9 protein-coding genes and 1 tRNA gene are annotated in these 7458 nt (G+C 48.9%); 8 read left to right on the top strand and 2 right to left on the bottom strand.

What is annotated here, in order from left to right; all coding sequences use genetic code 11:
• Positions 1 to 133 precede the first annotated feature (133 nt).
• Together argF and argL are read right to left on the bottom strand one after the other, a co-directional pair.
• Positions 134 to 1138 (bottom strand): ornithine carbamoyltransferase, encoded by a 1005-nt coding sequence (argF, locus tag ACOT1A_RS09205; RefSeq protein WP_105322951.1) that lies wholly within the window; start codon positions 1136 to 1138, stop codon positions 134 to 136.
• Positions 1108 to 1203 (bottom strand): putative translational regulatory protein ArgL, encoded by a 96-nt coding sequence (gene argL / locus ACOT1A_RS09200; RefSeq protein ID WP_214604162.1) that lies wholly within the window; start codon positions 1201 to 1203, stop codon positions 1108 to 1110. Before argL ends, argF begins: the two co-directional genes overlap by 31 nt.
• A gap of 99 nt (positions 1204 to 1302) precedes the next feature.
• Between argL and rraB the strand changes: the two genes are divergently transcribed.
• The 8 genes from rraB (at position 1303) to ACOT1A_RS09160 (ending at position 7440) form a co-directional block, all read left to right on the top strand.
• Entirely contained in the window at positions 1303 to 1728 is a 426-nt protein-coding gene (gene rraB / locus ACOT1A_RS09195; protein ID WP_017694625.1) for a ribonuclease E inhibitor RraB, read from the top strand.
• 46 nt (positions 1729 to 1774) lie between these two features.
• Entirely contained in the window at positions 1775 to 2533 is a 759-nt protein-coding gene (gene miaE / locus ACOT1A_RS09190) for a tRNA isopentenyl-2-thiomethyl-A-37 hydroxylase MiaE (protein WP_023324078.1), read from the top strand.
• 30 nt (positions 2534 to 2563) lie between these two features.
• Positions 2564 to 3286: a topoisomerase II gene (locus tag ACOT1A_RS09185; RefSeq protein WP_105322952.1), complete on the top strand. Its 723-nt coding sequence runs from the start codon at positions 2564 to 2566 to the stop codon at positions 3284 to 3286.
• Between the two features lie 106 nt (positions 3287 to 3392).
• Positions 3393 to 3477: transfer RNA gene (locus ACOT1A_RS09180), tRNA-Leu, on the top strand.
• 198 nt (positions 3478 to 3675) lie between these two features.
• Positions 3676 to 4926 (top strand): tyrosine-type recombinase/integrase, encoded by a 1251-nt coding sequence (locus ACOT1A_RS09175; RefSeq protein WP_232926673.1) that lies wholly within the window; start codon positions 3676 to 3678, stop codon positions 4924 to 4926.
• Between the two features lie 232 nt (positions 4927 to 5158).
• Positions 5159 to 5332 carry a hypothetical protein gene (locus ACOT1A_RS09170; RefSeq protein ID WP_158698693.1) on the top strand — a complete coding sequence of 58 codons (174 nt, stop codon included), beginning with the start codon at positions 5159 to 5161 and terminating at the stop codon, positions 5330 to 5332.
• 33 nt (positions 5333 to 5365) lie between these two features.
• Positions 5366 to 5956: a restriction endonuclease subunit S gene (locus ACOT1A_RS09165; protein WP_069324784.1), complete on the top strand. Its 591-nt coding sequence runs from the start codon at positions 5366 to 5368 to the stop codon at positions 5954 to 5956.
• 2 nt (positions 5957 to 5958) lie between these two features.
• Positions 5959 to 7440 carry a type I restriction-modification system subunit M gene (locus ACOT1A_RS09160; RefSeq protein ID WP_232926669.1) on the top strand — a complete coding sequence of 494 codons (1482 nt, stop codon included), beginning with the start codon at positions 5959 to 5961 and terminating at the stop codon, positions 7438 to 7440.
• Positions 7441 to 7458: the final 18 nt, after the last annotated feature.

Here is a 7458-nt window from a genome sequence, read left to right as displayed (position 1 = left end):
CCGTATGTTCCCCTCACCCTAACCCTCTCCCCGGAGGGGCGAGGGGATTGCTCAGTGCTCGCATTAATTTGTGGGGAACCCTCTCCCCGTGGGAGAGGGCCGGGGTGAGGGCACCAGACCGCAGAGGAGTCAATCACTCCCCAAGCGTCGCCACCATCACCGCCTTAATCGTATGCATCCGGTTTTCCGCCTGGTCGAAGACGATACTCGCCGCCGACTCAAACACCTCGTCCGTCACTTCCATCCCGCCGTGCAGGTCGAACTCCTTCGCCATCTGCTTGCCAAGCGTGGTCTGGTCGTCATGGAACGCGGGCAGACAGTGCAGGAACTTCACGTTCGGGTTGCCGGTGAGCGCCATCATCTGCGCGTTCACCTGATACCCGCGCAGCAGCGCTATCCGCTCCGCCCACTTCTCTTTGGCTTCACCCATCGACACCCAGACGTCGGTATAGATAAAGTCCGCGCCCTTCACGCCCGCCGCCACGTCTTCCGTCAGGGTGATTTTCCCGCCGTGCTTTTCCGCCAGCGCGCTGCACTCCGCCACCAGGCTCTCTTCCGGCCAGCAGGCTTTCGGTGCCACCAGACGCAGATCCAGCCCGGTCAGTGCCGCCGCTTCCAGCATCGAGTTGCCCATGTTGTTGCGCGCGTCGCCCGCGTAGACCAGCGTCATCTCGTTAAACGCCTTGCCCGGCAGGTGCTCCTGCATGGTCAGCAGGTCCGCCAGCAGCTGCGTCGGATGGAACTCGTTGGTCAACCCGTTCCACACCGGCACGCCCGCGTACTGCGCCAGCGTTTCGACGACTTCCTGGCCGTGACCGCGATACTGAATGCCATCGTACATCCGCCCGAGCACCCGCGCGGTGTCCTTAATTGACTCTTTATGCCCAATCTGGCTGCCGCTCGGCCCTAACCAGGTAACGCGCGCGCCCTGGTCAAATGCGGCAACTTCGAAAGAGCATCGTGTACGGGTTGAGTCTTTTTCGAAGATGAGCGCGATGTTTTTACCGGTAAGCTTTTGTACTTCCTTGCCATTTTTTTTATCGGCTTTGAGCTGTGCGGCAAGAGTTAGCAGAGAAGTGAACTGTGCAGGGGTAAAGTCGAGCAATTTCAGAAAGTGTTTCTTGTGCAGATCAGACATTTTATCCTCGCATGGTGGACGCCACTTATTGAATTAAAATTCACTTTATATGTGTAATTATTCATTTGCAACCCCGTTTCACAAATCTTTCCAACAAAGGTGGAGGCAAACCCGTCCGTGTGTGAAAATAGAAGTATCTGCCGCACTTTAAAGAGGATTGACCCATGGCAAACCCGGAATTACTGGAAGAGCAACGCGAAGAGACGCGTCTGATTATTGAAGAACTGCTGGAAGACGGTAGCGATCCGGACGCGCTGTACACCATCGAACACCATTTCTCTGCAGACGACTTTGAAGCGCTGGAAAAAATGGCCGTGGAAGCCTTCAAGCTGGGTTACGAAGTGACCGAGCCGGAAGAGCTGGAAGTGGAAGAGGGCGACACCGTCATCTGCTGCGATATCCTGAGCGAAGGCGCGCTGAAGGCGGAGCTGATCGACGCGCAGGTCGAACAGCTGATGAACCTGGCCGAGAAGTTTGAAGTGGAATACGACGGCTGGGGAACCTACTTCGAAGATCCGAACGGTGAAGACGGCGAAGAAGGCGACGACGAAGATTACGTCGACGAAGACGACGACGGCGTGCGTCACTAAGCGTTTCAGGCGGTGGCGCGCGCCACCGCTTTTTCAAGGCAGAACCATGGATTACCCGCAGATACTCGCCCCCGTACTCAACTTCCTCCAGTGCCCGACCCCGCAAGCATGGATTGATAAAGCCCGCGACCCGGCGAACCTGCCGCTGCTGCTCACCGACCACATGGTGTGCGAGCTCAAGGCCGCCCAGACCGCGCTATTACTCGTGCGTAAATACGTCGCCGACGAAAGCGGTGCCGACGCGCTGCTCGACTGGCTCAAACCCTACGAACAGTTCACCTTCCGCGACGGCCCGGAGCCGGACTTCATCGCCCTGCACAGGCAGATTGGCAAAAGCGTGATGCCTAAAACCGACGACCCGTGGGGCCAGGCGCTCATCGACAGCATGGTGCTGCTGATTAAAGAGGAGCTGCACCACTTCTGGCAGGTGCGCGAGGCGATGCTGGCCCGCGACATTCCGTACGTCAAAATCACCGCCAGCCGCTACGCCAAAGGGATGCTGAAGGAAGTGCGCACCCACGAGCCGCTAACGCTGATCGACAAGCTCATCTGCGGCGCCTACATCGAAGCCCGCTCCTGCGAACGCTTCGCCGCGCTGGCCCCGTTCCTCGACGACGACCTGCAGAAGTTCTATCTCTCGCTGCTGCGCTCGGAAGCACGCCACTATCAGGACTACCTGACGCTGGCCCAGCAGGTGAGCGACGACGATATCTCACCGCGCATACAGCTTTTTGGCGAAATTGAAGCCACACTTATCTCGACACCGGACAACGAGTTTCGCTTCCACAGCGGCGTGCCGGTGTAAACCGGCATAACTCAAGGATAAGGATGCGAGATGAATAAAACGTGGACCCGTATTGTGATTGTCGTCTTTGCGGCTGCCGCCGTGGCGTTCTGGGTGTTTTTCGACAGGCAGCGCGCCCCGGAACGGCAGATGGATAACGCCCTCAACGCGATGCCCGCCTGGCAGGTGATTAAGGAGCAGGAGCCCGCGCTGCATCAGCGCATCCTCGACCAGATGGCCGCCCTGCAAAAAGCGGGCGAGCCGGAGCAGCAGATTATCGACACCATCCAGCCGCAGATCCTGCATCTGCAGATGTCGCGCCTGCAAAACGCCCCGGACGCCAACGTGGTGAACTACATGACCATCAACATGGAGCAGACTGCCGCCATCCAGAAAGTGAGCGACGACGCCTGTTTCCGTTTCCTCTACCCGAGGGTGAAGGGAGGCGTGAACCCGATGCGCATGCTGGATAAAGACCTGATGAACCGACGCATGCAGGCCGACGCCGACATGATGCGCGCGGCCTACGGAAAAAACCGCCACACCGTGACGCAGGCCGAACGTGAGGCGGCTGTCGAGGATGTCCGGCCGATTATGAAGGCGCTTGCCGATAAGTACGGCGAGGACATCCAGCTGCTGCAGATGCCGGAGAAGGCGGCGGGCAAAGAGAAGCTCTCCTGCGATATGGTGCAGGAGATGTGGGCGAAGGTGCTGGCGCTGCCGGAGCAGAAGGCTGCGAGGGTGATTCGGCTGGCGGTGACTGAGCTGGAGTGACGAAGGGCGCTGGTTTTTTGGGCACTTAGCGCGGGTTTAGCGCGTCGTCGCTTGCATGGCGGCGCGCGACAGGTATAATCCACAACGTTTCCGCATCCCCTTCAGTGCCGAAGTGGCGAAATCGGTAGACGCAGTTGATTCAAAATCAACCGTAGAAATACGTGCCGGTTCGAGTCCGGCCTTCGGCACCATCGGAACATCAATAGACGTCAACGGACGTCTTTTTTTGTGCCTGAAATCCAGTATCTGCAAGGCTTTCCTCGCTTTTTCACTCAACCTAAGTCAACCTGATTCAATCTACATCAACTTACTGATGCGGGTACAACTGCGGGTATTTCCCGGTTCGATAATGTTTGTACCCACACAGAACCCTTGAAAGGATACTCACTATGGCTCTGAGTGATGTGAAGGTTCGTTCGGCTAAGCCTGAAGCAAAAGCCTATAAACTGACTGACGGTGAAGGCATGGTTTTGCTGGTTCACCCTAACGGTTCCAAATATTGGCGGCTTCGTTATCGCTTTGGCGGTAAGGAGAAGATGCTGGCGCTGGGGAAATACCCTGAGGTTTCGCTGGCGGATGCCAGAGCACGCAGGGATGAAGCCCGTAAGCTGTTAGCTAATGGTGTCGATCCCAGTGAGAATAAGAAAGTCGTTAAGGTAGAGCAGGAGCAAGAGGCAATAACGTTTGAAGTGGTTGCCAGAGACTGGCACGCCAGCAATCAAAAGTGGTCTGCATCGCATAGCGCTCGTGTATTAAAAAGTCTCGAAGATAATCTCTTTGCTGCCATTGGTAAGCGGAACATTGCAGAACTGAAAACGCGAGACCTACTTGTACCCATCAAAGCAGTCGAGTCATCCGGACGCCTTGAAGTCGCCGCCCGTTTACAACAGCGTACTACCGCGATTATGCGCTTTGCCGTGCAGAGTGGCTTAATCGATTACAACCCCGCGCAAGAGATTGCCGGTGCGGTTGCTACGGCGAAAAGACAGCATCGTGCGGCTTTGGAGCTTAACCGCATACCTGAATTACTTCATCGCATTGATCACTATTCCGGAAGGCCATTAACCCGACTTGCTGTCGAACTTACCTTGTTAGTTTTTATCCGTTCAAGCGAGCTGCGTTTTGCCCGTTGGTCAGAAGTAGACTTTGAAACGGCCATGTGGACGATTCCTGGTGAGCGTGAACCACTGGAAGGTGTTAAACATTCTCAACGTGGTTCAAAGATGCGGACGCCCCATCTTGTTCCCTTATCGAGTCAGGCCTTAGCTATTCTGGAAAAGATCAAAAGCATGAATGGGAACCGAGAGCTTATTTTTGTAGGTGATCACGATCCGCGTAAACCCATGAGTGAGAATACGGTGAACAAGGCTTTGCGAGTGATGGGTTATGACACGAAAATGGAAGTGTGTGGGCATGGTTTCAGGACGATGGCTTGCAGTTCTCTGATTGAATCAGGATTGTGGTCGAGGGATGCAGTGGAGCGGCAAATGAGCCACCAGGAACGTAACTCTGTGCGGGCGGCTTATATCCATAAGGCTGAACATCTGGGAGAAAGAAGGTTGATGTTGCAGTGGTGGGCTGATTTTTTGGATGCCAATCGAGAAAGCAGAGAAGAACCGTTTAATTTTCGGAAAAAGTAAAAAAAAATTGTTCAATTAAAACAGTGACTTTACTCGTGTTTCGGTATGTAACTGGAACAATTACTCACGTAGTAGACTATGTACTTCTTGCAATATTGTGTGCACGTGCGTATATTTACCCTATCGCTAGGTAGTACGCTACCTACGACGATAGGGGAGTGTCCATGTAGTGGGGCTACAGTTCACTCTCATTACTCTGATAGAAATCGCTAATCGAAGAGGAATGAAAAATATGAATACTAAAAAATACCAGCCTACTCTGTTAAATGCAACTGCAAAAAGACTCCGTATGGCACCTTTAGCAATACTTTTATACGTTGTGCCTGCCTTATCATTTCAAATGGACTTGGAAGTTCACTCGGGTGATACGAACATCAAGCAATCAATCACTTTAAAAACTAACTAATGGAGAGGGGAGAGGCTTCTCCCCTAAAAGCCTATGAGCGTTATCGTTAGATTGGAAGAAATTGCAGACATCCGTTTAGGGATGCCGTTTAAAACGGCTATAAAAGACCTTGGCGATGATGGTAAGTGTTATTTAATACAGACGAAAGATATTGATACAGAAGGGCTTTTGCGTATGGATGAACTTGCCAGAGTATCTCCTCCGGTTGACCCTAAAAAACACTATCTCCAGGCCGGGGACATTCTTTTACGCTTGAGGGGGCCAGTTTTTGCAGCTGGAATGTTTACGGGTTCAAAAAAACTACCTAGTGTTACAAGTAATCAAAACGCAATAATTAAATGCAAAGAGAATGATGTTTTACCTGATTATTTACAATGGTACATTAATTCACCTTTAGGTCAGGATTATTTTAACAGGATGAGTGAGGGGACTAACATCACTAAAGTTAGCTTGAAAACCCTTTCTGATATGGAGATTAAATTGCCTCCTATAGAGGTTCAAAATAATGTCGTTAGAATAAAAAATAACTGGGAAAAGCAAAGGGATATTCATAGGAAGATTATCAATAATGGTAACTTACTCTACCTCAATATTTGCTTCAAACTGCTTAAAGAAGGTAATTAACTATGTCAACAGTTGATGATAAAGAAATTAAAAATGTAGTTTGGGACATATTCAGTGTTTACAAAGGAAGTTTGGATTCTATACAGTTTCTTGATTACATGCTTTCTTTGTTATTTCTAAAGTATGTATCTGATTTAATATGTGATATCCATGAAGATAGAGTGGTTGATGATGACTTGAAATTAAAGGTGCTGTTGTCTAATACCCCTGAGGATATGAGTTTCAATTATATATATTCAGGTGTTAATGATAGAGGGATAGGTGAAAGGGTTAATACGGCACTCAGCTATTATGATGAAGTTATTTTTCAGAAATTTTACAAATGTGAAAGAGATGTCTTTAGAGATATAGACTTTACATCTGACAAGCTTGGACCTCGTAAAGAGAGAGAGGCTTTTTTAAGTGAGTTAATGCATGCCCTCAATTCTAAAGTCTTTCAATTTAATAGTTACAATAATGGCCATGATAGAATAAAGGCAATATGTGGTTTTTTATTTGAGAAAGTTGCATCTGATGCAGGTCTAAGAGGTGGTGGTTTTTATACGCCATATGGCGTCTCGGTATTGTTATCTAAGTTGGTTACACCCGTTCCAGGTGATTCGATTTATGATCCAGCATGCGGCACTGGCTCACTTTTATTAAGAGCTATGCAAGAAATAGCATATCGTAATCAGTTTCAGGATTATAAATTATATGGCCAAGAGATATTGAAGTCATCATGGAATGTTGCTTGTATTAATATGTTTTTACATGGTGTGTACTCCTGTAGCATAAAATGGGGCGACGTCCTGCTGGATCCTAAATTTCATGACTCTAAAGGCGAACTAGAAAAGTTTGACGTTGTACTTTCAAACCCACCATTTTCAGTATCCAATTGGGGATATGAAGAGGCATTAAAAGACAGATTTGGTCGGTTTGGTCTAGGAATTCCACCACAATCCAAAGCGGATTATGCATTTATTTTGCATATGATTGCATCTATGAAAGATAAGACAGGGCGGATGGCACTTGTTGCCCCGCATGGGGTTTTATTTCGAGGTGCAAGTGAAGCTTTGATTAGAGAGAATTTAATTAAAGAGAATCTGTTGGATGCTGTTATTGGTCTTCCTGAACGTTTATTTTTGTCAACTAATATACCAACGGTGATTTTGATTTTCAAAAAAAATAGAAATGATTCAAATGTATTGTTTATTGACTCAACTATGTTTTTCTTAAAATCAAAGGGACGGAATTATTTAACCGTCGAAAATATTGAACAAATATCTGATATTTATCATAAAAGACATGATGTGGAAAATCTTTCACGCGTTGTCAGCTTTAGTGAAATTAAGGATAATGACTATAATCTCAATATTACCAGATATGTAAAGCGTGAAGAGCAAACTCAAGATATTGATCTATACTCTTTAATCTATGAACAAGAAAAATTACAAGAAGAACTTCGTTCTTTAGAAAAAGATATGAAATTGTATATCCATTTTTAAGTGTTTGGCTAGTACCTA

It is taken from the genome of Enterobacter cloacae complex sp. SYL003, from assembly GCF_049236925.1.
In the GTDB taxonomy this organism is placed as follows: Bacteria; Pseudomonadota; Gammaproteobacteria; order Enterobacterales; family Enterobacteriaceae; genus Enterobacter; species Enterobacter intestinihominis.
Note: the sequence above shows the minus strand (reverse complement) of the source record. Positions and strands in the feature narration are given on the sequence as shown.